Raw genomic sequence first — 22,545 nt, forward strand, 5'->3', positions numbered from 1 at the left:
TTTATTTTTAAAGTTATCGGGCGTTGTGTGAATGTAGTTGCCACCAGTCGAAGTTGAATAAATTGCCTTGAGCACCTTTGAATACAAAAAATAGATCATGTACTCCTTTCACATTTTTTACACCACAGGATTGAATATCCCAGTGTTGCCATCCGCCGGTGTTTTTGACAGGGCATGCACCCAATAGGGCACCGGTTACACTATCGAGGTGAATTTCAATTTTGCCTCCTGTGGAAGCAGATGCGACGCTGGCTTCGAACGACCCGGCTCCCTTGCCAAAATCGACACTGCGTACTTTAATATAGTCACCATTGTCGATATCGGTTACATAAATGCCGGTAATACTGTCTGAAGCTGTTTCTACACCTTCTTCCCATGCGATTGTTTCGGCTTGCTGGCGGATATACGGATTCAGGTTGGCAACTCCTTTCACGACTCCCGCTTTTGTCGCGGCAATTCTCGGAATGGTGCCATCCGGATTGTATTTAAATTCTTCAACACAAACAGAACGGTCGAAACCGCCGCCACCAGGTAAGGCTCCATCATGATAAAAGAGGAACGATTTCCCTTTATAGTCAATAATTCCGGGATGATTGGTGAAAGCACCACCTTTGCCAATGACCGGCATGATTGTATCCTGGTATACCCATGGCCCGGTCTGGCCTGTACTGGTAGAGTAGGCCAAATGTTCAGGTACGCCACCGGCCGGATATATCAGATAATACAAGCCATTTCGTTTGTAGAACCATGGTCCTTCCTCATAGGTCGTAAATCGTTTGCCGGTGCTGTTTACTGTTCTTTTTATTTTGGAAACAAACCAATCTTTTTTGTCCGAGGGAATTGGCCTGATACCGACCTTTTGATCGTACGAACTCATATCACTGTTAAGCTTTACATACCAAAGCTTTGAATTTCCCCAGGTTAAATAGGGTTGTTTGGCGTCGTTAAAGACAATTGTCGGGTTAATGTTCCCTTTACCGCAATGTTCCGAAATCAAGGGTTTACCAAGGACATCCGTGAACGGGCCGATGGCTTTATCACCGACGGCCACGCCAATAACTTTTTTATTTGTTCGCTTATCGATTGCGCTTACATACCAATAGTACTTGTTGCCGGAAGTGTTTTTAACGGTATGCGATGCCAGCCCGTTAATTGATTTAGCCCACTTAAAAGTTTTTTTAGCGTTGATAATCCTGAGTTTAAAACTCTTTGCAGTGAGCGGAACTTTCACAATTCCCACATTCTTGTCATACGAAATCATGTCTTTATTGAGCTTGACATAGTAAAGCTGCGGATTTCCCCAGTACAGATAGGCTTGTCCATCATCGTCGATATACACGGTAGGATCAATATCTCCCCAGCCGGTGGTCACAAGCAGTTTGCCAAGTGCATCAACAAAGGGGCCTGTTGGCCTGTCGGATACAGCAACGCCAATTGCCATGCCTTTACCATTGTCTTGATTCATGGGTACATACCAATAAAATTTGCCATTTCGTTCGATACACTGTCCTGCCCATGCATCCTTTTTAGCCCATTTGAACTTTTTGAGTGACAATGGTGAACCATGGTCTGTCCAGTTAACCATGTCGGTGGTGGAATAAACATGCCAGTTCTTCATGGTGAACCAGTTGGAGCCATCTTCGTCATGCCCCGTATATAAGTATACTGTATCGTTATAGACCATTGGTGCCGGATCGGCTGTATAAATGGTCTGAATGATTGGGTTTTGAGCATGTCCTGCAAAAGGCGTTATCAATAAGGACAGTAATATTATAGATATGATTTTTGAAAAATTCTTCATTCCAATGTTTTTATCACTTTAACCAGTTTTCGCACTTCGCGATGTACAACGTTTAGCTATTTTTTATTATTGACGTTATAGCCCAATATCGAAAGCATCTTCTCTCCGTAGCGTTTTCCTAAAATCCGGTACCCTTCGGCGGTAAAATGCAAGTGGTCAGATATGCCCGGACATCCATCGGACGAAATGATATATGAGTTCGGAATCGTTTCGGGGAGCTTGTCGATAATGGCGTTCATACTTGCGCAAGCGCCACCTTCTCCTTTGCTCACTAGCTCACCGGCCAAAAGGGGAACCGATTTGGCATTCAGGTTTAGATCTGTGATTAGGTTATCGTAAATCCCTTTTACTTTATTGGGCCATTCCTTGTCTCCGGTGTTTGACTCTCCCTGGTGCAGGAGTATTCCCTTAACTACCCCCGATTTCTGAGCGATTTTAGCCATTTCTACAAGACGGGCGTAAGGATTTCCGTCGTATTGGTTGATCATATTGATCATCCAGTCCGGCGCTGTTTTGATATATGCCTTGTAGTGGTCCTTTTCGAAAAGTTCGATTTTACAGCCTCCGACAGCAACATTGATTACGCCGACTTTAATATTTTTCGGAAGATTGGCAACCAAAGTCCGACCGAAATAGTCTGCAGGAGTTAAGCCCGTATTGCATCGGCACAAAGGAGGAACAGCTGTATACCAATGGCCCATTTCTCTTCCCAGCTTTGGACAATTTACGGCTTCTAAAACCTGGAACCTACTGTCTACCGTGCTGTCCTGAGGTTCAAATTTGGCATGGCCTTCCATGTTCGATTGCCCGAAACACAAAAAAATATAGAAATTAGGATCCTGTGAAAAAGCGTTCATACTGAACAGAAGTAATCCAACAACTGCGAATAGTTTTATTTTCATGATGTTTATTTAGCTTATTTTATGTTCGTTATTATTTAATCGGTTGTTATCAGGTGCATTTCAGAAAAAGCGGTAAGGAGCATCAAGTAGTTAACGTTGTATTTTAAAAGTGTTTGAACGTTAAAATTGCCGACGCAATTGAAGGGAGCGACCGCCCCTTTTGCTTCTTTTATTGGTGCTTTTAGTGAATGCGATGGCGGCTTATTAATCATCAATTAAGTTCGAATCCTTCATCCATTGAAATAGAGGGACCATCCAACCTTCCTGTCTGAAAATAAAGCCATGGCCGCCTTTTTGGTAAATATGCAATTCCGCAGGAACGTGGAGATGTCTCAATTTCTCGAAATAGATGATGCTGTTGTCCACGTCAACTAATGTATCGTCACCTGCATGGGTTATATATGCGGGTGGAGTATTTTCATTGACATGCAATTCGTTTGAGAATTCGTCAATCGTAGCCTGGGTGGGATTCTTACCCAGTAGCATGATCCTCGAACCGAAGTGTGTCAAACTATCCTCCATGCTTATGACCGGGTAAGCCAAAATTTGAAAATCGGGACGAAGGCTTGTATGATGATTGTTTTCAATGAGTGCCTTCTTATAATGGGTTGCTTCAGTTGAAGCCAGATGTCCGCCGGCCGAAAAGCCCATGATTCCAATTTTGTTTGGAGCAATTCCCCATTTGGCTGCGTTTTCCCGGACTACTTTAATGGCTTGTTGCGCATCCTGCAGAGGGCCAATTGTTTTATTCCTCATGGTCGAATCATCGGGAAGCCGGTATTTAAGCACAAAAGCAGCAACTCCGTGCGCCGCAAATTTCTTTGCCGTCGATACGCCTTCTCCCTGGTAAACCAACACACTGTATCCACCGCCCGGGCAAATCACAACGGCCGTTCCGGAAGCATTTTCTTTTTCAGGAAGATATATTTCGAGAGTGGGGTGGGTCACTCCTCTGTACATTCCTGAGGTATATACTTCTTTTATGTCGTTGACCTTTGCGTTCGGGATAGTGTCGGGATATAATTTGATGATCTTTTGTGCATTTACTAATGTGGGAAACAAAAGCAAAAGCAGCAGACAGCTGATTCCTAAATTCAGCGGATAAATTGGTTTGTTTCGTATTTTTTTCATCTTCATTGAAATAGCGAGTGAACAGTTGTTTTGGCCATTGTGTGGGGACCGGGTTCATAGGCATATGCTCGTCCTCCCGTCTTGCATCAGGTCAAATTGTCAACGTATCTCGTTCGGGTAAATTTTTTGTTTTCCCCTATATCGTTAATCATTTTCTGAAAAAACGGCGGGAGAAACCGGCTTAAAAAGCAGTTGTGAGAACATGTACAGGTTATCCTTCCATACGCTGAAATCATGATGTCCGCCCGGGACGACGTGATAAATGTGGGGAACATGATGCGCAACGAGATAGTCGTGAGTCCGTTTGCTGAACGTGATCAGGTTATCCTGGTCGCCACAGGAAATCCATAGCAATTTGAGCTGTTTTTTTGCTTTTTCCGGACTGGGCACCAGTACTTCCGGTTTTTTGGTGTTCGGGGCAGAAGAAAAACCACCTACCCATGCAAATTTATCGAGATGCCCCAGTCCAAAATTCAACGATTGTCCGCCGCCCATCGACAGTCCCGCAAGTGCACGATGTTCGCGATCTTTCATGACCGGATAGTTCTTTTCAATGTAAGGAATCAGGTCACTGAGTAAATCCTTTTCAAACGTTGCAAAAGCTTCAACTTTGTCTTTGTCAAAGATGTTTCCAACAGGCCTGTCATCCTTCATGGCCCGACCGTTGGGCATCACCACAATCATGGGTTCCACCTTTTTCTCGGCATACAGATTGTCAAGTATATTTTGCATATGCCCGTTCTTCTGCCAAGCGTATTCATCTCCGCCTATCCCGTGTAAAAGATAAAGAACCGGATATTTTTTCTTTTTTGAATATCCTGGTGGAGTATAAACCAGGGCCTTTCGGCTTGTTTCTACAGTTGATGAATGGTAGACGATGGTATCGATTTTTCCGTGAGGGATGTCGGATTTCACCACGTCGAAACCTTGCGGTGCCTGTTTCACAAGATTTTGCGAAACCGCTGTCATACTGGTAAGCAGCATGGCAGAGAGAATAAAAATTAGTCTTTTCATAGGTTATCGTAAATATTGATTTAGTGTTTTGTAATTGTCTCTTCAGGTTGTTGATATTGCAGCGGCTTAGAATGTGCCCGCTATGACTGAATATTGATGTTGAAAAATTACAAATTGCTCTGTTGTTAAGGTTTCAAATCCGGATAATCTTTTTGAAAAAATAGATAAACTGTGTTCTCTCCAGTGTTTTTTTTGGGTACAAACGTATTGCCTTCAAATGCAGGTTCTGATTATTGTTAAGAGGGAAACCGTCAGAGGAAATCTTGAGGTCTTTGCGAATGTTTCGTTTTTCGTATCAGCAAACCAGAACATTAAAAATACCTCAAATCAAAAGTCAGATACTCAAAATTCAAATGCAGATTGAGGAGTGATATATATATTGCAGTATTGGTTGAAGAATCATTTTTGACCGATAAACCGTTTACTGAATCTGTTTCTATTGTCGGGCAGATTCGTTAGTTAATAATAAATCTTTTTAACTACATTCCTGATGACTAGACTGCTTTCTTACATTTATTTGGGGCTGATCTCTTTGTGTTGTTTTTCGCTTTCGGGTTGTTCCTCTGGCGCAAAATCAAAAACAGCTCATTTCTCGAAAGATGGTTTTGTAGCCCATTTTGATTATTTCAATTATCGTGGGGACGATGATTTTTACAAACAAAATCCTTTGCCGGGCGACGATTACTTCTACAATCCGATTTTGCCCGGATGGTATTCCGACCCCAGCATTTGTAAAAATGGCGATGATTATTTTCTTGTAACATCCACTTTTTCATATTTCCCTGGTGTACCGATTTTTCATAGTAAAGACCTGGTAAATTGGAAGCAAATCGGGAACGTTCTGGACAGGCCTTCTCAATTAAAGCTCAATGGACAACGAGTAAGCCAGGGAATTTTTGCTCCGGCTATAAGTTATAATCCCCATAACCAGACTTACTATATGATTACCACCAATGTTGGAGGCGGAAATTTCTTCGTGAAAACAAAAGATCCGTTTGGTGAATGGTCCGATCCTGTTTGGTTACCTGACGTGCATGGAATTGATCCTTCTTTCTTTTTCGATGATGACGGTAAAGCATACATTGTCAATAATGACGAGCCGGTTGGTGGTTCGAAATATGAAGGACATCGGGCCATCCGTATTCAACAGTTTGATGTAGAAAAGGAGAAAACGTTTGGTCCAAGGATTATGTTGGTTAATGGTGGGGTGAACCTCGCTGAAAAGCCGATATGGATTGAGGGGCCTCACATGTATAAGATCAATGGTAAGTATTACCTGATGTGTGCGGAGGGAGGCACATCGGTCAATCATTCGGAAGTGATATTCAGAGGCGATACACCTATGGGAAAATTCACTCCCTGGGACAAAAATCCAATTCTGACTCAGAAGAATCTTGACCCGAACCGGCCTGTTCCAATTACATGTGCAGGCCATGCAGATTTGGTACAGAAGGGAAACGGAGAATGGTGGGCCGTTTTTCTGGCGTGTCGTCCCATCGGGAATAAGTTTGAGAACCTGGGACGTGAGACTTTTTTGTTGCCTATAAAATGGAGCGATGATGGCTTCCCATACATAACAAAGGGTAATGAGGTAGTTCCCAGAATCGTTCGCATGGTGGGTGTGAAAAGAGATTCAATTTGCACATTTGGGAATTTCGAAAAGGACGATGATTTTAACTCCGGGAAGCTGGATGATGAATGGATGACTTTAAGAGAACCGATCGATTCCCTTTACTCTTTAACTAGTAATCCCGGATATTTAAGCCTTAAGTGTGCGGATGTTTCCTCTACAGAGCTGAAAGCTCCCGCTTATGTTTGTCGAAGAATGCAACATCACAAATTTGTATGCACGACAAAATTGTATTTCGAGCCAACCAATGAAAAAGAAACCGCCGGACTTTTGCTCTTGAAAGATGAAAAGCATCAATATTTTCTTTCAGTAGGAAAACTGGATGGAGGCAGAAAAGTAAGTCTTGAGAAGATAACGGATTCAGGAGACTTCACTTTAGCAAGTAATCGGATTGCCGGAGGAACTACCCCAATTCGATTGAAAGTTGTTTCCAAAGGAAAGACTTATGACTTTTACTATGCATCCGGCGATGGAGCTTGGCAAAGCCTTTGCAAGGATATAGATGCTTATTATTTATCCACCGCCAATTCATTTGGATTTACGGGAACAACCATTGGAATGTATGCTACACGCAAGTAGGAAGTGAATTGTTGACAGAAATTCTTAGTAGCTAATTAACAGAATTTTTGCTTTGTAAGCCATCGTTATGTTTTAGGATATCGACATTTTTTCATAGATGTAGCAGCTGATGGACTCTGATTTGGAATAGAACAGAGTCCATCTTTTTTATATTCAACATAGTTTGACAAATGTGCAAGTGAAGCGAAGGGGATGTCTACTTACCTATTTCGTACCGACGAGGCTCTTTCTATTAGATTTGTTTTGAGGATGCTAACATGATGTGTGTCTTGATACTTCATCCTTTTAAAAAATTGTTTAGCCGCTTCCTGGCCAATTTTAAATGTCGGATGTGTGATGGAGGTTAGTGGAGGCTCCACGACCGTTGCATGGAACTCATCTGTAAATCCCACTAAACCAATGTCTTTTGGGATTCGTAGTTTTTGTTCCTTTATTTCCTTCATCGCACCGAAAGCAACTGTGTCATTGATACCAAAAACAGCATCGGGAGGATTGGGTAATTGTAACAGTCGACTCATGGCTGATTTGGCTGACTCCAAACTTAAATTACACTGTTCAACCAACTCTGGAGAAAAAGGATAACCAGCTTCATTCAAACCTTCCATGTAACCAGCTAATCGTTCCTTTGAAATATTTAAATGACGAGGTCCGGATATGAATGCAATACGCTTGTAGCCTTGGTTTTTAAAATGGTGTACAATTCGCTTGGAAGCATCTATATTGTCTGCAGTAACGCAAGAAACCCGGTTTTCCAGGCAAACCCGGTCGAAGAAAACCAGCGGAATATTTTGTTCGATTATTTTTTCGAAATGGTGGTAGGTTTGTGTTTCCTGACTTAGGCATACAATCAGGCCGTCTACTCTTGCTTTTACCAGGTTTTCAACGGCTTCAACCTCTTTTTCGTATGATTCGCCCGAACTGGCAATCACAACAAAATAGCCTTTTTTTCGTGCAAGGCTTTCAATCCCGGCAATGATAGAAGCATAAAAATGGGTTACCACATCAGGAACAATAACACCTATCATCCCGGTCGTCTGTTTCAGTAATCCCATGGCCAGCGGATTAGGAGAATAGTTTCTCTCCTGCGCCAGCTTTTTTACTTTCTGCCGCATTTCCACACTGATATCCGGATGATCTTTCAGTGCTCTGGAAACGGTCGATATAGAAACATGCAGTTCGTTTGCCAGATCTTTCAACGAAATATACCGATTCCCCATAGATGATGCGATTCTTGCTCAAAGCTAATTAATTTATCGCGGATGATTTCTTCAACAATGTTATTAAACATTTTTTAGTGACCGCAAAGCTTTGCGCAAAGCTTTGCATGAAGAAGTCTGCATATCTTGTGTTGTTTGATTTTCAATTTTATAGAACTTGTTGAAAAATGTTTTCAAGAAACGAGCCGTGACAAGGAATCTATAAAGACATTCATATGTTATCGGCGGGTTCTACGCGGCAATTAAAAAATAAGATATAAGCACATGAAATATAAACGCTATTGTAAGACTTTGTCTTTGGAAAACGATCCGCGGTTAATTGATGCCTATAAAAAGGTACATGCGCCTGGAGCATCGTGGCCGGAGATAACGGAGGGCATGAAAGCAGTCGGAATTCTGGATATGGAAATCTACATACATGGTAATATTCTATTCATGATAATGGATACTGTGCCCGAATTTGACCATGAACGGGATATGAAACGATTAGCAGCGATGCCCCGTCAGTCTGAATGGGAGGCTCATGTATCTAAGTACCAGCAAAGCTCTGATAAAGCTTCGGCAGATGAGAAGTGGCAACTGATGGAACGCATTTTCGAGATGGACCAGCAAGAGGTTTATTCTGCCAGTGAAGGGCAGCTAAAAAAGAACGATTAATGAGCGAGCAAAGAACGCTTGGTAAAACAGGCATTTGTTTTCCACCGATCATCTATGGAACCAGTTTTCTGGGAAATCTTTATCGGGAGCTGACGGAGGATGAAAAAATGGCCATTATGAAGGCCTGGTTTCACGAATCTGAAGGTCCTGTAATGATTGACAGTGCCGGTAAATATGGTGCCGGTTTGGCCCTGGAGGTAATTGGTGCCGGTTTGGAAAAACTGGGAGTTCATCCTGAAAAGGTGATAATCAGTAATAAACTGGGGTGGTACCGTGTTTCCCTGGAGGGAAGTGAACCTTCATTTGAAAGGGGAGTTTGGGCGAATCTCCGGTTCGATGCGGTACAGAAAATTAGTTATAAAGGAATTTTAAAGTGCTGGAAACAGGGAAACGATTTATTGGGGAACAGGTACAAAAGTGAGGTGGTTTCGGTGCATGATCCGGATGAGTATCTTGCCGGGGCTTCAAATGAGCAGGAACGAGAGGAGCGTTTGGAAGATATCGTTGAAGCTTATCAAGCTCTGTTTGAGCTGAAGAATAAAGGATTGGTGCGAGCAGTAGGTATTGGTGCCAAAGATTGGGCCGTTATCAGGGAATTATATCACCGTATAGGCTTCGACTGGGTGATGTTTGCCAATTCATTTACAATATATGATCACCCCGCTGAGTTGCTTCGCTTCATGGATGAATTGGAACAAGATAGTGTATGCGTGATAAACTCAGCTGTTTTTAATGCCGGATTCCTGACTGGTGGAGCTTATTTTAATTATCGAAAGCTGAATCCTGAGCTTCAGGAGGACCGTCAGCTGTTTGGTTGGCGCGATAATTTTTTCCGTATCTGCAGTAAGCACAATGTAAAGCCGGGAGATGCCTGCCTGAAATTTGGTATTTCGCCACACGCTGTGAAGGCAGTGGCACTGAATCCGAGTAAACCTGAACGTATCGCAGACAATAGGAAGGTATTGGAAAACACATTGCCAACGGATTTTTGGGAGGAGCTGAAGAAAGAGGAAATAATTAGTAGAAATTATCCATACCTGTAACAATTGTATTTGTATGATCATTGATGCACATCATCATTTTTGGGAATATGATCCGGTGGAATATAACTGGATTGATGATGAGATGTCCGCTATCCGAAGAGATTTCTTACCGGTAAACCTGCAGGAAACCATATTGGAAACACCGGTTGAGGGAGTTGTTTCAATACAGGCACGACAATCGATTGAGGAAACTGACTGGTTATTGAAACTGGCATCAGAAAACGAATTTATCAAAGGAATTGTTGGGTGGTTGCCGCTTCGCCAAAGGAATATAAAAGATTTGCTCGAAAAGTATTCCGGGTTCTCAGCGTTGAAAGGCGTACGACATGTTGTGCAGGGAGAGCCGGAGCCGGAATTTTTGATGGGCCGTGAATTTAACAGGGGAATTGCCCTGCTAAAAGATTACGGACTTGCTTATGATGTATTGATTTTTGCTCATCAGTTGCCTGCAGCTATCCGCTTTGTAAAACAACATCCCGAACAGCTTTTTGTACTGGATCATATTGGCAAACCGGAAATCAAACAGAACAAAATTACCCGGTGGAAACAAGACCTGAAGGAGCTGGGGCGCTGCGATAATGTATTTTGCAAGGTAAGCGGGATGGTGACAGAAGCCAATTACCGGACCTGGACGGAGGAGCAGCTTCAACCTTATTTGGAAACGGTGTTGGATGCTTTTGGGCCAGGGCGTTTGCTCTTTGGCTCCGACTGGCCAGTGTGTTTGGTCGCAACAGAATATAGTAAGTGGTTTGATTTGGTTTTGCGTTTTTTTTCGACGTTAAGTCATGATGAACAAGAGCTGATTTTCGGCGGGAATGCACAATATGTATATCATCTGTAAAGAAAAATCAAATGAAGACAATCGAGATAGTAGAACCGGGATTAATAAGTATTAATGAACGGGAAAAACCCATCCCGGGGACTGGTGAAATACTGTTGAAAGTGAAATATGTTGGTTTCTGCGGTTCCGACCTAAGTTCATATCTTGGGAAAAATCCGCTGGTAAGCTATCCCAGAATACCCGGGCACGAGATTTCGGCTGTTATTGAGGAACTGGGAGCTGATGTTCCCGAAAGTTTTCTGAAAGGACAGCAGGTAACAGTTGTGCCTTATACCAATTGCGGGCAATGTATGGCCTGCCGGCAAAAAAGGTTCAATGCCTGTAAGAACAATGAGACGTTGGGTGTACAGCGCGATGGTGCTATGGCCGAATACATATCGGTACCATGGCAAAAGGTATTGTCGGAAGATGCATTGAATGAAAAACAGCTGGCACTGGTCGAACCTTTAACGGTTGGTTTTCATGCCGTGGATAACGGGATGGTGACCGACTGGGATACGGTGCTGGTTATCGGGTGCGGTATGATTGGTTATGGAGCGATTGTTCGGGCGAACCTTCGTGGAGCAACAGTTATTGCGGCAGATGTGGATGATGTAAAACTGGAAAAAGCCAAATCTGCCGGAGCGAACTATGTGATTAATTCGGTCCGACAGGATCTTCATGAAGAATTGATGAAAATAACCAGAGGTAACGGTCCTTCGGTGGTGGTTGAGGCCGTGGGCAGGTCAGAAACCTATCAGGCAGCCATTCAGGAGGTGAGTTTTGCCGGACGAGTGGTTTGCATCGGCTATGCGAGCGACGAAATTCAGTTTAAAACGAAGCTGTGGGTCCAGAAGGAACTGAAGATAATGGGAGCTAGAAACGCTAGTCCCTCCGACTTTGAATCAGTCATCCGGTTTCTCAAGTCAGGCAGTTTAAATGAAATAAATTTGATTTCCGATATTGTAAAACCGGAGGAGGCGGGAACGGCAATGCAGAAGTGGACCGAGAATCCGGGAAAAGTTATGAAAATACTGGTCCGGTTTTAGTAATTCCAGTGTCAAATTTCAATGAAACGCTATTAAATCCATCATCCAATGAATAAGTCTTTACCTGTGGTCGAACGAAAATATCTTTTCCCTTTTGTTTTGATCACCAGTTTGTTTGCCCTGTGGGGATTTGCCAATGATATCACCAATCCGATGGTGGCAGCCTTCCGGACCGTAATGGAGATATCCAATGCCAGGGCAGCGTTGGTACAGTTTGCTTTTTACGGAGGCTATGCTACCATGGCGATTCCCGCGGCTTTATTTATCCAGCGTTTTAGCTACAAGAAGGGAATTTTAATGGGGTTGGGGTTATATGCCATCGGGGCACTGATGTTTTATCCTGCGGCCCGGTTTGAAATGTTTGGATTCTTTTTGCTGTCTCTGTACATTTTGACCTTCGGACTGGCATTTCTGGAAACCACATCCAATCCGTTCATCCTTTCTATGGGCAGGAAAGAAACGGCAACCCGGAGATTGAATCTGGCACAGGCATTCAACCCTATGGGCTCACTTTTAGGCATGTTTGTGGCTTCAACATATATTCTTAATTCATTGCAATCGAGTGCTAAGGACTCGACAGGGAATTTGATCTTTAATACACTGGGAGCTTCACAAAAAGCAGTTATCCGGGCTCACGATCTCATGATTATCAGGAACCCCTATGTTTTGCTTGGGATTGTGGTTTGCGTGATGTTCGTGGTAATAGCATTGGCTAAAATTCCGGTAACCAATCCGGAACATCAAATTCACATCAGAAAAACGACAAAACGTTTATTGAAAAACAAGTTATACAGGGAAGGGGTAATCGCCCAGCTGTTTTATGTGGCGGCCCAAATTATGTGCTGGACTTTCATTATTCAATATGCCGATCATCTGGGTATTTCTTATTCAGCAGCCGAGGGGTATAATATGGTAGCAATGGGTGTTTTTCTGGGTAGCCGCTTTATCAGCACCTTTTTGATGAAATATGTCAATTCCCGGAAATTATTGACCGTATTTGCGCTAGGCGGAATTATTACATCGGCAGGGGCGATTTTTATTCAGGGTATGGGCGGTCTATACAGCCTCATTGCCACATCGGCCTTTATGTCGTTGATGTTTCCCACAATTTATGGAATCGCATTGGAGAAAGTTGATCCGAATGATACGCCTTTGGGCGCATCCGGACTTGTGATGGCGATTGTGGGAGGCGCTTTGCTTCCACCATTGCAGGGAGCTATCATTGATTTGGGACAGGTGGCCGGTTTGCCAGCGGTTAATTTTTCATTTATCCTGCCGCTCTTCTGTTTTATCATTATCGCTTTGTATGGCTGGCGGTGCCAGCGGTTCAACTTGCCATCGGGTAATGCATAGCTGCATCGATGAAATAAATACTTGATTAATTGTCCAATATCATAAAGCCATTGACATGAAACGAAGATCACTGATTAAATTGCTGGGATTATCGGTGCCGGGAGTGATGCTGGCGCGTCAAAGCGTTGCATCCGGCCTGCTTAACCCACAATCGGAAGATGAAATAGCCGGGGGGCCATTTGCACCTGATTGGGATTCCTTGCAACGCTACGAGGTGCCGGAATGGTTTCGCGATGCTAAATTCGGAATATGGGCACATTGGGGACCTCAGTGCCAACCGGAGCATGGCGATTGGTATGCACGTGAAATGTACATTGAAGGAAGCAGGGATTATAAATCGCACCTGGCTGAGTATGGCCATCCTTCGGTGAAAGGTTTCAAAGACATTATTCACCAGTGGAAGGCAGCCGATTTTAATCCGGATCAATTGTTATCCTTTTACAGGGAAAATGGAGCTCAGTACTTTATGGCGCTCGCCAATCACCATGATAACTTCGATAACTTTAATTCCCGGTATCAACCGTGGAACTCGGTGAATTTAGGTCCCGGGAAGGATTTGATCGGGGGCTGGGAAAAGGCAGCCCGGAAACACGGACTTCGTTTTGCTGTCAGTGTTCATGCTTCCCACACCTGGTCGTGGTATGAACCAGCACAGGGAGCTGACAAAAGTGGCCCGTTGGCGGGTGTTCCTTACGACGGGACCATGACCAAAGAAGACGGACGGGGTAAATGGTGGGAAGGCCTCGATCCTCAGGCGCTTTATGCCCAGAATCATAAGCCGGGAAAGAAACTGGTGTGGGACTGGGACCCGAAACAGGGAAGCAGTCTTCCGGATAAAGCGTATCAGGAAAAATTCTTCCGTCGGACCAAACAGTTGCTGGATGATTATAAACCTGACATGATTTATTTCGACGATGATGTGCTTCCGCTGTACGAGGTAGATAAAGCGATAGGACTGAAGCTGGCAGCGCATTTTTACAATTCCAGTTTGAAATGGAATATGGGGAATAACCAGGCGGTCATCACCGGGAAACACCTCAATGATATTCAGAAGCGTTCCATCGTTTACGATATTGAACGAGGAAAGGCGAATGGAATATTGCCCTTACCCTGGCAGACAGATACCTGTATTGGGTCGTGGCATTACGATCGCGCCATTTTTGAGAATCACTCCTATAAAACGGCTTCTACCGTCATCCCCATGTTGGCAGATATCGTCAGTAAAAACGGGAACCTGATGTTGAGTGTGCCTCTGCAACGGGGTGGTATGCCCGATTCGGATGAGATACAAATTGTCAAAGAAATTGGCGAATGGCTGAAAGTAAACGGCGAAGCTATTTATGCCACTCGTCCTTGGAAAATATATGGTGAGGGACCATCTACCAAGTCGTCCGAGAAAGGACAATTTGACGGGCAGAGCGATGTCCAGAAGAAACCGTTTACGGCGCAGGATATCCGCTTTACACAATCTAAAGATAAAAGCACGCTTTATGCGATGGTATTGCGTTTCCCCAAAGACGGAAAGGTTACGATTCGTTCCTTATCGGGAAATTCAGAGCACTGGCCCGGGCAGATTCGCTCCGTTCAGATGTTGGGAATATCACAACCCTTGCAATTTACCCGCGACACAGAGGGCTTACATGTAACCTTGCCGGGAAAAGTTCCGGGTAAGATAGCATTTGCCTTGAAGATTCGTTCGTGAATGTTTTCCATGGTAAGGTATCTGTCGGAAAGATCGGAGGAAAGCTTTTGGGGGAATACCTGGGTTCTCCATACATAAACAGGCAAATAAAATACTTAGCAGTATGAGATTATTTAAAGTTTTAGCATTAGTAATGGTTCTCTTTTGCGGACGCGGATATTTATATGCTTCCGATATTTTATCTTCTCCGGATGGTAAACTACATGTTGATGTAGCCTGTTCTCCGGTTAGTAGTGGTGGCGAAGCTTATTTTTCTGTTGACTATAACGGACAAAGTGTTTTTTCTAAAGTAAAATTGGGCATGTTGACTGAGTCGCAGGATTTCTCAGGAGACTTGAAAATAGTATCCGCTTCAAAGCCCAGGTTACACAAGGATGATTATATGATGCTGACTGGCAAAAGAAGTCATTGTGTCAATTCTGCCAACGAAAGCACTTACCGTTTTCAAAATAGTAAAGGGCAGACGCTTGGTGTTACGTTCCGCGTATACAATGACGGCATAGCGTTCCGATATAACCTGAAAGCTTCCGGTGCATCGGGAAATATTACCAATGAGTTTACTGAATATCCTGTTGCCAACGGTAAAAAACGTTGGATACAAAAATTTAACGGCGGCTACGAAGGTTTCTATCCAATGTCGACAAATGGCATTGGGAATAAAAAGCAGAACGGCACCCGATGGAATTATCCGGCTCTTATCGAGCCGCAAGATTCGGTTTTCGTGTTAGTTACCGAAGCGAATATCGAGCGGGACCATTGTGGTTCTTTTCTGGACAACACTACGGATCTGAATACTTACCGGGTGAAATTGGTTGACAAAAAACTGCCCTTTTCCGGCGAATGGACTTCTCCCTGGCGGGTTCTTATTATCGGTCCGCTTAACGAAATCGTAGAGTCAACGTTGGTCACCGACGTGTCTGATCCTTCGGTGATAAGTAACACCGATTGGGTCAAACCAGGACTGGCCTCGTGGATTTACTGGGCAAATAATCACGGCTCAAAGGATTTTAAGGTTGTGAAAAAGTATATCGATTTGGCAGCTAACATGAAGTGGCCTTACGCTTTAATCGATTGGCAATGGGATGATATGACCAATGGGGGAAATGTAGAAGATGCAGTAAAGTATGCCTTAAGTAAAGGCATCAAACCCTTGTTATGGTATAATTCCAGTACGGCCTGGATGCCCGCTGGTGGGGGACCGTTTTTCCGGCTAAATGAAAAAGAAAACCGGTTGAAAGAATACGCGTGGTTGCACAAAATCGGAGTGGCCGGTATCAAAGTCGATTTTTTCCCGGACGATAACGCCGCTACGATGAATTACTACATTAATCTGTTAGAAGATGCTATTCCATATAAATTACTGCTCAATTTTCATGGATGTACCATTCCCCGGGGCTGGCAGCGTACCTATCCAAATCTGGTGAGCATGGAAGCCGTGTACGGTGCCGAATGGTATAACAATAACGGTGTCCTGACCAACCGGGCTGCTGAACACAATGCTACATTGCCCTTTACCCGAAATGTTATCGGATCGATGGATTATACTCCCGGTACTTTCTCTAATTCACAACATCCGCACATTACTACTTATGGGCAGGAACTGGCGCTTCCTCTTCTTTTTGAATCCGGGATACAGCATATGCCGGACAGGCCTTCGGTTTACTATTCATTTGCAAAGCCAGTCAAAGACTTTCTTTCCAACCTTCCAACTGCATGGGATGATACAAAACTGTTGGCCGGGTATCCGGGTGTTGACGTGGTTATTGCACGCAGAAAAGGAAAGGTTTGGTATGTGGCTGGCATCAACGGTACAAACGATCCGAAAACACTTTCGTTTTCGCTAAGCGGGCTTTCTCCTTTGGGTAAGCGAATGACCATCATTAAAGATGGTGCCGATGACAAAAGTTTTGATATTCGTAAGGATGTTCGTCTTAACAGGAAGAACCGGAAAATGAGCGCGGAGTGTCTTCCGCGAGGAGGATTTGTTGCAGTGATAAAATAAACAACAAACGAAGGTAATATCTGATGCTGGCCTGCTGACCTGCATCAGATATTTTTTTTACACAAAACAAAAAACAGCAAGTCTCTTTGGTTTCAAATCATCAATATCCTCTGGGGCGTTCTCATTGAATGATTGTTCTATTTGCCCATCAGGTGCTTTGCTTGTATCTTTTAGTTATTGCAGTATTGTATGAGTTGAATGAGATCTTGCTCTGATTTCGGTTTCAGGCGATGACTTTTGGCGTATTGTTCAATATTGGGTTTAAACTGTGCCAGTTTTTTTAGCAGTTTTTTGTTGGGGCGAATTTTTTGAGGAACAGCTTTTCCCACAGCGATCAGGAGTTCGTCATCCTGCCTGACAAATCGGTTGGGTTCGGCTTCTTTGTATCCAATTGCCTTTGTGGCTTGCTCAAAATCTACCTGGTATTTCTTGTACAGTTGAATGTGTCCATCGGCCAGTACTTCCAAAACGCCGTGTTTGACTTTACCTTTGTCGCCCAGGTAATCACAAATAGTAAATGTGTGGTTCCCAAAATCAAATCTGTAGGTCTGTTGCGAATTGTCGAGTACCCGTATTTGATTCTGAGCATTCAAAAACTGAATTTTATCTGTGTAAATATTGTATCTAAGTGGAATGTTGTGGTACTTGATGCTATCGTCTATGACTACCTCGCCCCGAGTAAATTCTTTGTTTAAATAAGGGGTTCCCTCTACGTAAACACCATCGAGTGTAGCGGTTTTGCTTTCCTCATAGCTGATTTTGTCAGAAAGATTATCTAAGTCGATTGTCGTTTGAGAAACCTGCGAAAGTGCGGGATAGCTAAAAGACAGAAGCAAGAAAAATATCCAAACTGGTTTCATAGATTTGTTGGTTTAATATGATTACGAATTCGATGATGAAGTTATTACTCAGGGAATAAATGTTGTTCCAATTTTGGTTATTTGAATTCTCATTGTAGATATTTTGTATGTATTGGCAGGTCGTTATAATCTCTGCAAGACCTTTAAATTGAATCACTGATTTCTGTTTTGGGGTTTGCTTCCGGATATTTCCGATATGTGCGCAATTCTTATTCCGACCGCTATTTATGTTGGTTTTATGTCAATGAAAATGTATTTTGCACAGTAACACTTCTATTCACGGGAAGTGAAAACTATCATTAAATCACTAAAGCAAATGGATATGCATACCAAAAGAAGTTTTCTAACCATCACACTACTCTTCCTGGCTGTCGGCGTTTTTGCCCAGTTAACCGGCCAGCATCCCCGCGTGACGACTCAAAACGGGGTATTGGAAGGTGTCAACGAGTCGGGTGTCGACGTTTTTAAAGGAATTCCATTTGCTGCTCCACCGGTAGGAAAATGGCGCTGGAGGGAACCTCAGCCGGCGAAAAACTGGGAGGGGATTCGCAAAGCGGACCATTTCGGCCCCAATCCTATGCAATTGCCGGTGTTTGGTGATATGAATTTTGGCACCGATTCGATGAGCGAGGATTGCCTCTATCTGAATGTCTGGACGCCTTCCAAAACCGGGAAAGAAGGTCTTCCCGTGCTGGTTTATTTTTATGGCGGCGGACTGATTGCCGGTGCCGGCAGTGAGCCCCGTTACGGTGGCGAACGGATGGCCCGGCGGGGTATGATTACCATTACCGCCAATTACCGGCTCGGCATCTTCGGGTTCTTCTCCTATCCCGGACTGACGAAGGAGTCGCCCAATCACGCATCGGGGAACTACGGATTCCTCGACCAGGTGGCCGCGTTGAAGTGGGTGAAAGAAAATATCAAGGCATTTGGCGGCGATCCCAATCGCATTACCATTGCCGGTGAATCGGCCGGCTCGATTTCGGTGAGCGCGCTGATGTGCTCCCCGCTGTCGAGAAACCTGTTCGAGCAGGCGATTGGTTCCAGTGGCTCACTCATGGGAGCCCTGTCGCCCGAACCCTTAAAGGAGGCGGAGAAAGCCGGCGAAGCGTATGCTGAAAAGGAGGGATACCAGTCGCTGGCCGACCTGAGGGCTATCCCGGCTAAGAAATTGCTGCACATGAAAGCGCCCCGCTTTGCCACCGTCATCGACGGCTATTTCCTGCCCGAACAACCGGTGAAAATCTTTTCGGAAGGGAAACAAGCTCATGTCCCGTTGTTGGTGGGCTGGAACTCCGAGGAGATGGCGCCGGGCTTTTTGCTGCGTGGGAAAAAGCCGACACTGGAAAATCTGAAAGAAGCGCTCAAAGGACGGTTTGGCGATCAAACCGACGAAGTGCTGCAGAAGTATCATATTACCGACGACGCCTCTGTGATGGGGCAGGGAGGCATCGATTTGGCTTCCGACCTGTTCATTGCATTCAGTACCTGGAAATGGAGTGAGATGCAGGCCAAAACCGGCGGCGAACAGGTGTACCGTTACCACTTCTGTCATCCCCGGCCCGAAATGGTAGCCGCGATGGCGGGCAAAACAGCCGGACTGGCCGGCGGTGTCCAGGATAACAAAGACAAGAGCGCTCCCAAACCACCGAGAGCCACCGGAGCGGTGCATTCGGCCGATATCGAATACGCGATGGGGAACCTGCCCACCAACCGGGTGTACGATTGGCAGCCGGGCGACTACATCGTTTCGGATATTTTCCAGATGTATTACGCCAATTTCGTGAAAACCGGTAACCCGAACGGCCTGGGTGTCCCCGAATGGGAAGCAGTGAATAACCAGCCCGTGGCCCCGGTCATGCAGATCAATGTGGATACCTATCAGAAGAAAGACCCGGAGCTGGAAGCCCGCTACCGGTTCATGGATAAGCTGTTCTTCCCCAAAGAACAATAACCGATAGTAACATTTGAAATGAAGAAGGAGTTAGAGCAGTGCTTTAGCTCCTTTTTTATTGGTGATATCTTCCGTTTTCGGGAAAAGAGTTACCAGCTGGCAATAAGTGATCGGTCATTAATACACGCAGCAAGAAGCTATATTGCAGGGTAATTGACTTTTTTTAGATTGATTCTTAACGATATAATGATTAAGTTAGACTATCATTTTGGTTCAGCCGGACGATCGCCCGGCTAGCCACAGACAGAAAACAATAGCATCAGTTTACGGGGGAAAAAAGAAAACAACCGGAATCGATAGGTGATTCCAGGCTGAAACAGAAAAGTATAACCTTAAACCGAGACTGATGAAACGACCGACGAACAACCTTTTGACCCAACAGGGAAACCTCACTCCGGAGGTAACCCATTCCCATGTTTATCCTATCAATGAGAAAAATATCCCGCTCGCTCCGGGCAGGAGAGACTAAACCCATGAACAGTCGTTTCCTAACCCCGTCAGTGGTCACAGACCCTGACGGTGGTCGAAAAATAACCGCGGACCTGTCAGCGTGTGAAGCTCCTGACAGCGTCGGGAAAAAAGATGTTTGACGCTGACAGGTCTGACGACGCTGTCAGGTCGAAAAGAACAAACAACCCAAAACAACCAAAAACAATGAACCACACCACTTCCATAACGCCAACCGGTACCATGGCGTTGGTGGCCAGCCCACACCCGGGTGTAACCACTGGTGGGGATCGTTCGCTAAGTGGTGGGCGGACTTCGCTGAGTGGTGGGGATCGTTCGCTATGTGGTGGTCAGACCTCGCTGAGTGGTGGGGATCGTTCGCTATGTGGTGGTCAGACCTCGCTGAGTGGTGGGGAACGTTCGCTAAGTGGTGGTCAGACTTCGCTAAGTAGTGGGGACTGTTCGCTGAGTGGTGGCCGGCATCCGCCATGGTGTGGGCGCTGACTACCGGTTATAAAAACGGGGGAAGTGGATGAAATGGTGCTACTCTGACAGGTCAACACCCTGTACATCCGCTTACCCCCATCGTTAATTGAAATAGAAATTTAAAAGTAAGTAAAATGGGAAAAAATGATCGAATGTATTCGAAATCGGATGCAGAAATGCTGGAAACAGCCGACGTGATTGCGGCATCACTGGGTGATGATATCGGTGATTTTACAGCCTTTGATTCAACGCTGACGGCCGACTATGTGACAACGGTCCAGGGAGCTGTAGCCCAGGTGAAGGAAGTCAAACCGGATGACGTGGTCATTGACGAGATGGGTGAATGGACGCAGAAGGTGGATGCTGCTATGAAAAAGAGCAGCGATGCCTACTCCAACCTGGCCTACTTTGTCCGCAAAGCGTTCAACGGAAATGTAGCAGTCCAGAACCAGTTTGGTTTGAACGACTACAAGAAGGCGCGCGACAGCCAGGCGAAAATGGTATTGTTCATGGAAACGCTGGGCGACCAGGCCACCGCACATCACGATGAGTTGGTAGCTGCGGGTTGCGGCGAAGATGTGATTACAACCGTCTCCGAGGTAGCCACCGAACTGCGTGAGTCGAATATTGGCCAGGAGAAGTTCAAGAAGGAGCGGGGCGTGCTGACCCAGGAACGGGTGAAACGCCTGAACGAGGTGTACCAGTTGCTGGTTCCCCTCAGCGAAGCGGCACAGATCATCTATCGCAACGATCCGGCCCGCCTGAGCAAATACACCCTAACCAGCACGAGTAGTGCTCCGGGCGAAACAGACGAACCGTCTGACGACCTCTAAACTCTCTTTCCCCGCCGGCCTGGTACCACCTGGCGGGGAAATGAAAAGGCTTACTGCCCTGACAGGGTTCTGAACCCTGTCAGGGTTATTGTTGCAAGATGGCAGACCACTGTCGGGGTTCTCCGACCACCGACAGGGTCGTGGCCTATTCCCCGTCAGTGGTTGTAAACCCTGACGGTGGCATAAGAATATCCCGCAGACCTGTCAGCGTGCAAAGCACCTGACAGCGTCGGGAAAACAGGATGTTTAACGCTGACAGGTTTTTGCTGCGGCTGCCAAAGAACAATAACCGGTAGTAACAGTTAAAATAAAGAAGGAGTCAGAGCAGTGCTTTAACTCCTTCTTCATTTCACTGAATTTTGTAAGCGGCCGATTTTCCCTACTTTTAATGGCAATTGATATTCTTGGTAACTAAATGAGCAGGCTATGGAAATAAATTGGACACAGGAATTAGAACCGCTATTTCAGCAATACGGAAAACGTCAGCACCCTTTGGATTATAAGAACCGCTACCAACTGGTGGTGATGGTTGTTTTATCTGCTCAGGATTCGGACAAACACATCAACGAGGTGGCGCCCGGATTCTTTGAGGCCTACCCGGATATGGAGGCGCTTTCGAGGGCTGAGCCAGCCGATTTACAACAACACATTGGCTCGGTCCGGAATTTTGGCAACAAATCGAAGTGGCTCATCAAAATGGCCGGAATGGTTGGAGCGGATGAAAATATTCCCCGAACCCTGGACGAGTTGGTCAAGCTACCGGGTATCGGAAGAAAATCGGCCAATGTAATTATCCGGGAATCGGGAGATTCGGCTGAGGGCATTATCGTCGATTTACATGTGGTACGCGTGGCTCCGCGGTTAGGGATTGCTATGCAGGAAGAAAAGCCTAAGCCGGAAAAGATTGAGAAGCAATTGATGGCAGCCATCCCGCAGGAGCGGTGGAATGAAGCAGGTATGTCGATCTCTTTCCTCGGACGTGAGATTTGCCGTCCGAGCAATCCCAGGTGCGAGCAGTGTGTCATGAATTCCGTTTGCCGGTATTACAGAGAAGCGAGACGGTAA

Annotated in this window: 19 protein-coding genes; 13 read left to right on the forward strand and 6 right to left on the reverse strand. The window is 45.1% G+C overall.

From position 1 onward, the window contains the following. Positions 1-13: 13 nt before the first annotated feature. From GJU87_RS01905 to GJU87_RS01920, 4 genes are all read right to left on the reverse strand, one after another. Entirely contained in the window at positions 14-1,801 is a 1,788-nt protein-coding gene (locus GJU87_RS01905; RefSeq protein WP_228491818.1) for a family 43 glycosylhydrolase, read from the reverse strand. 56 nt (positions 1,802-1,857) lie between these two features. Further along, a complete protein-coding gene (locus GJU87_RS01910) occupies positions 1,858-2,703 on the reverse strand; it encodes a sialate O-acetylesterase (RefSeq protein WP_228491819.1) in 846 nt (281 codons plus the stop codon). Between the two features lie 204 nt (positions 2,704-2,907). After that, positions 2,908-3,834, reverse strand: a complete 927-nt coding sequence (locus GJU87_RS01915) for an alpha/beta hydrolase (RefSeq protein ID WP_153637962.1) — start codon at positions 3,832-3,834, stop codon at positions 2,908-2,910. A gap of 144 nt (positions 3,835-3,978) precedes the next feature. Beyond that, positions 3,979-4,848 carry an esterase family protein gene (locus GJU87_RS01920; RefSeq protein ID WP_153637963.1) on the reverse strand — a complete coding sequence of 290 codons (870 nt, stop codon included), beginning with the start codon at positions 4,846-4,848 and terminating at the stop codon, positions 3,979-3,981. Between the two features lie 490 nt (positions 4,849-5,338). Here GJU87_RS01920 and GJU87_RS01925 point away from each other — a divergent pair, with 490 nt between their 5' ends. Next, the gene (locus GJU87_RS01925; RefSeq protein WP_153637964.1) at positions 5,339-7,057 is read left to right on the forward strand and encodes a glycoside hydrolase family 43 protein; all 1,719 of its coding nucleotides are present in this window, start codon (positions 5,339-5,341) and stop codon (positions 7,055-7,057) included. A gap of 200 nt (positions 7,058-7,257) precedes the next feature. On the opposite strand, the gene GJU87_RS01930 is transcribed toward GJU87_RS01925, so the two are convergent. Further along, complete coding sequence (locus GJU87_RS01930) at positions 7,258-8,274, reverse strand: LacI family DNA-binding transcriptional regulator (RefSeq protein WP_153637965.1); 1,017 nt, start codon at positions 8,272-8,274, stop codon at positions 7,258-7,260. Positions 8,275-8,538: 264 nt separating this feature from the next. Here GJU87_RS01930 and GJU87_RS01935 point away from each other — a divergent pair, with 264 nt between their 5' ends. The 7 genes from GJU87_RS01935 (at position 8,539) to GJU87_RS01965 (ending at position 16,900) form a co-directional block, all read left to right on the forward strand. Beyond that, positions 8,539-8,931 (forward strand): L-rhamnose mutarotase, encoded by a 393-nt coding sequence (locus GJU87_RS01935; protein ID WP_153637966.1) that lies wholly within the window; start codon positions 8,539-8,541, stop codon positions 8,929-8,931. After that, positions 8,931-9,974 (forward strand): aldo/keto reductase, encoded by a 1,044-nt coding sequence (locus GJU87_RS01940; RefSeq protein WP_153637967.1) that lies wholly within the window; start codon positions 8,931-8,933, stop codon positions 9,972-9,974. Before GJU87_RS01935 ends, GJU87_RS01940 begins: the two co-directional genes overlap by 1 nt. Positions 9,975-9,987: 13 nt before the next feature. Then, a complete protein-coding gene (locus GJU87_RS01945) occupies positions 9,988-10,815 on the forward strand; it encodes an amidohydrolase (RefSeq protein ID WP_153637968.1) in 828 nt (275 codons plus the stop codon). An 11-nt stretch (positions 10,816-10,826) separates the two neighbouring features. After that, complete coding sequence (locus GJU87_RS01950) at positions 10,827-11,843, forward strand: zinc-binding alcohol dehydrogenase family protein (protein WP_153637969.1); 1,017 nt, start codon at positions 10,827-10,829, stop codon at positions 11,841-11,843. Positions 11,844-11,891: 48 nt separating this feature from the next. Next, positions 11,892-13,196, forward strand: coding sequence for an L-fucose:H+ symporter permease (fucP, locus tag GJU87_RS01955; RefSeq protein ID WP_153637970.1), 1,305 nt, complete (start codon positions 11,892-11,894; stop codon positions 13,194-13,196). A 55-nt stretch (positions 13,197-13,251) separates the two neighbouring features. Continuing rightward, a complete protein-coding gene (locus tag GJU87_RS01960) occupies positions 13,252-14,898 on the forward strand; it encodes an alpha-L-fucosidase (protein ID WP_153637971.1) in 1,647 nt (548 codons plus the stop codon). Between the two features lie 103 nt (positions 14,899-15,001). Further along, complete coding sequence (locus GJU87_RS01965) at positions 15,002-16,900, forward strand: glycoside hydrolase family 97 protein (protein ID WP_153637972.1); 1,899 nt, start codon at positions 15,002-15,004, stop codon at positions 16,898-16,900. A 170-nt stretch (positions 16,901-17,070) separates the two neighbouring features. Here GJU87_RS01965 and GJU87_RS01970 read toward each other — a convergent pair whose 3' ends face one another. Further along, positions 17,071-17,760 carry a hypothetical protein gene (locus GJU87_RS01970; RefSeq protein ID WP_153637973.1) on the reverse strand — a complete coding sequence of 230 codons (690 nt, stop codon included), beginning with the start codon at positions 17,758-17,760 and terminating at the stop codon, positions 17,071-17,073. A gap of 322 nt (positions 17,761-18,082) precedes the next feature. On the opposite strand from GJU87_RS01970, the gene GJU87_RS01975 reads away from it, so the two are divergent. From GJU87_RS01975 to nth, 5 genes are all read left to right on the forward strand, one after another. Further along, positions 18,083-19,714: a carboxylesterase/lipase family protein gene (locus GJU87_RS01975; RefSeq protein ID WP_228491820.1), complete on the forward strand. Its 1,632-nt coding sequence runs from the start codon at positions 18,083-18,085 to the stop codon at positions 19,712-19,714. Positions 19,715-20,060: 346 nt separating this feature from the next. Next, on the forward strand, positions 20,061-20,183 hold the full coding sequence (locus GJU87_RS21550) for a hypothetical protein (RefSeq protein ID WP_255454154.1): 123 nt from the start codon (positions 20,061-20,063) through the stop codon (positions 20,181-20,183). A gap of 185 nt (positions 20,184-20,368) precedes the next feature. Continuing rightward, positions 20,369-20,665 carry a hypothetical protein gene (locus tag GJU87_RS01980; RefSeq protein ID WP_153637975.1) on the forward strand — a complete coding sequence of 99 codons (297 nt, stop codon included), beginning with the start codon at positions 20,369-20,371 and terminating at the stop codon, positions 20,663-20,665. A gap of 116 nt (positions 20,666-20,781) precedes the next feature. Continuing rightward, entirely contained in the window at positions 20,782-21,480 is a 699-nt protein-coding gene (locus tag GJU87_RS01985; RefSeq protein ID WP_153637976.1) for a hypothetical protein, read from the forward strand. 426 nt (positions 21,481-21,906) lie between these two features. Then, the gene (nth, locus tag GJU87_RS01990; RefSeq protein WP_153637977.1) at positions 21,907-22,545 is read left to right on the forward strand and encodes an endonuclease III; all 639 of its coding nucleotides are present in this window, start codon (positions 21,907-21,909) and stop codon (positions 22,543-22,545) included.

The sequence above is a fragment of the Prolixibacter sp. NT017 genome (assembly GCF_009617875.1).
Lineage (GTDB): Bacteria > Bacteroidota > Bacteroidia > Bacteroidales > Prolixibacteraceae > Prolixibacter.